At 40.3% G+C, this 1,713-nt stretch carries 4 protein-coding genes; all 4 read right to left on the bottom strand.

Translation table 11 applies throughout. The features are described 5' to 3' along the window. Window positions 1-3: 3 nt before the first annotated feature. The 4 genes from WB217_RS07520 to WB217_RS07505 are packed head-to-tail and all read right to left on the bottom strand — an operon-like array spanning window position 4 to window position 1,344. Window positions 4-468 carry an RNA helicase gene (locus WB217_RS07520; protein WP_423992114.1) on the bottom strand — a complete coding sequence of 155 codons (465 nt, stop codon included), beginning with the start codon at window positions 466-468 and terminating at the stop codon, window positions 4-6. Between the two features lie 18 nt (window positions 469-486). Continuing rightward, window positions 487-729, bottom strand: a complete 243-nt coding sequence (locus WB217_RS07515; RefSeq protein ID WP_423992112.1) for a DUF350 domain-containing protein — start codon at window positions 727-729, stop codon at window positions 487-489. A 12-nt stretch (window positions 730-741) separates the two neighbouring features. After that, complete coding sequence (locus tag WB217_RS07510; protein ID WP_423992110.1) at window positions 742-885, bottom strand: hypothetical protein; 144 nt, start codon at window positions 883-885, stop codon at window positions 742-744. A 15-nt stretch (window positions 886-900) separates the two neighbouring features. Continuing rightward, window positions 901-1,344: an aminotransferase yhxA gene (locus tag WB217_RS07505; protein WP_423992108.1), complete on the bottom strand. Its 444-nt coding sequence runs from the start codon at window positions 1,342-1,344 to the stop codon at window positions 901-903. Between the last annotated feature and the right edge of the window lie 369 nt (window positions 1,345-1,713).

Raw genomic sequence — 1,713 nt, 5'->3', positions numbered from 1 at the left:
CTCCTATTCCACGCTAATATCGTTGAGGTCTTTTATATAAAGCACATATACACCCCGATCCTCATCGATTTCGGTAGATGTAACCGCCATTTGTCCATAACCAGGAACATCTGTAACATCTTTGAGGAGATATCTGATTACATCGAGATGTGTTTTGCATGGTACGGCGGTTAGCAGCCGATAATTTTCACTTTCCTTGTACAACCTGAACTCCACATGAATCCCATGCCCGCGGTACGCTTTTTCATCTACGACAGGATTATTCCTTCCTCTTTCCTCCAGGACAAGTATGTCCTCATCTCCATCCATTTCATTGGAAATGAGCTCATACTGACTGCCTTTTATAATTAAATAAGTGCAAAGCTGTCGGGCATATAGTTCATCAATCCCGACATTCGATATGGAATATTCGTAAAATGGGTCATAGTGGCCATTTCCATCATGGATAAAATAAGTCAGTTTTTTCATGGTTTTTCATCCTACTTTCTAGTAAGAGAGGCTTTTTGCTACAATCCAGCCTACCGCAAGAGATAAAGAGAACAGGATGACACCTACAGAACGGTTATCTTCCTCAATCGCTTTTTGAAGACTGTACCGGACGGTCACTAATTCAGCAACGAAAAAGACAATGATTTGAGTGAAAATCCCAATGGAGCCCCAGATTGCCATATCCATCAGGGAAATAGAATACTCCGCTGCTGCACCTAATACTATTGCAAGTCCTAGCATTTTCCCGCCGAGTTATAACGCTGCAGTAACATTTCTCTGGCCGATTAACGCAAATTCCTTGATTTTTGGAGTGGCAAGCACGAACAAGCCTACCCCGGCTGATAATAAAAGCAATCCTAAGCCTAAATATGCTGCAAAATTTAAATAAAGATTCATGTTAAGCCTCTCCTTTTAACCGCCAGTCGTACTTCGTGATCCGCTTCCGAATCCAGAGCTTCCACTTGGCGAAGTATTTTTATATTTGCTGTCAAGTCTTGCACCCTTGAAGGTTGAACTATTTTTATAATTCTTGTAGTCATTGCTTTTATATAGCAAGGAACGGTTAGCAAAGAACATTCCGCCAAAAAAGTAATGTCCAAAATACGGTGATCTTGAATCATCGCATTCCCATACACCATCCCCTTCGTCCCACTCCCAGTCAGAACAGTTAGTTCCCTCTGGTACAGGCGGTATATCCTGGCTGTCATCCGTGCTCCAGTCTTGATCATCAGATGCTGAATCATCAGGCTCCCATTCCCGGTCTGGGGCGACTTGCTGATTGTTGTTGCATCCTACAAGTCCCATCATTAGTGCGGTTGCTGATATCCCAACCATAACCTTCTTCGTTTTGCTCATTTATTTCACCTCTTTCAATTTTGATTTGACTTTAGTATTTACGGAAACAGCAGGAAAAAGTTTCAAATATAATGAGTTACATAACCTGCCCACCTTCAATAATATTCTGCTCTCTTTTAACTTTTCCTCTTCTTGATTTTATTTTGATGAAAAAAATGCCTCCGTGATAACTCCCTATGATATTTCGGGTTAGACTATATGGAGAATTTTTTTTTCACGATGGTTGCGATTGAAAAAACGCTGCCTGAAATATAGCAGCGTTCTTCCACCTGTTCCTTATCTTTTTCCAGCTCGATGAAAATCATAAAATTCATAGAAATTAAATTTTTCGATTTTGCTATTTCCTAAGGCAATCTTTGCTAAAATTAT

It is taken from the genome of Mesobacillus sp. (genome assembly GCF_049588175.1).
Taxonomy (GTDB): Bacteria; Bacillota; Bacilli; order Bacillales; family Cytobacillaceae; genus Mesobacillus.
This window is presented reverse-complemented; position numbering and strand designations above follow the sequence as displayed.